Raw genomic sequence first — 1148 nt, forward strand, 5'->3', positions numbered from 1 at the left:
GGTGATACACATCGATTTGAACAGCCTGTTGGTAAGCAATACACTTATGGAAAAGGTCCGGAGTATTCTTCCGAATTAGAGAAACTGCAGGCAGAGAATCGATATCTGAGACAACAGAATGAAGTGTTAAAAAAGTACAACGAATTGGAAAGGAAGTTGATAGCCAAACGTCAGTCGAACTTGTAGAAGAATTGCACAGCACAATGACCGTGCAGGATATCTGTATTCATTTAGGTATCTCTCGCTCGTCTTATTATCGTTGGAAGAAGAATCTGAAGAAAGATCATCCCAAGCGCCATTTAGAAAAACAAATCGGCACGTTGTGCCGAGAGCACCAGTATCGATATGGATATCGAAAAATCACAGCTATATTAAAAAAGAGAATGTGTATTAACCATAAAACGGTTCAGCGTATTATGCAGAAAAATCAGTGGCAGTGCCGGGTTAAGGTGAAAAAGCGCAAGAAGAATGGGCAGCCATATGCCGTGGTCGACAATATATTAGATCGGAACTTTCAGTCTGATCATCCTCTTGAAAAACTAGTAACAGACATCACGTATTTGCCTTATGGACAGAAACAATTGTACCTTTCCAGTATATTGGATGTATATAATGGAGAAGTGATTGCTTTTACGATTGGAGATAAGCAGGACACAGACTTTGTCTTACACACACTTGATCAACTGCCAACACTGCCTGAGAACTGCGTGTTACATAGTGACCAAGGATCTGTGTATACATCTTACGAGTATCAGAAAGCTGTTAAAACAAAAGGCATTACCATGAGCATGTCCCGCAAAGGGACACCCGCTGATAATGCCTCCATCGAATCGTTTCATTCCTCACTAAAGTCTGAAACGTTCTATCTTAACAGCATTGATCGAACCACGACCGCCATCGTAGAACGCACTGTCATAGAATACATTCATTATTATAACAATATTCGTATTCAAACGAAACTAAACAACCAATCACCGATAAATTATCGGCAATTGGCTGTTTAAAAGGTGTTTTGATCCCTGTCTCAAAAACGGGGGTCAGTCCCTTGTCAGGAAAGGTGTTTTATTTGAGAATTGTCTGATAATGTTCCAAATCGATTTTTTTTTCCCGCATATTCCTTTTTAAGAAGTAATGTTCTCTTTTAGGAG

The 1148-nt window shown here is 39.6% G+C and carries 1 pseudogene; it reads left to right on the forward strand.

What is annotated here, in order from left to right:
• Positions 1-1004 (forward strand): annotated as a pseudogene (locus ACFVGY_RS37860) (IS3 family transposase); the annotation flags it as partial.
• Between the last annotated feature and the right edge of the window lie 144 nt (positions 1005-1148).

Origin of the sequence: Streptomyces sp. NPDC127106, assembly GCF_042677605.1 — a bacterium.
In the GTDB taxonomy this organism is placed as follows: domain Bacteria; phylum Actinomycetota; class Actinomycetes; order Streptomycetales; family Streptomycetaceae; genus Streptomyces.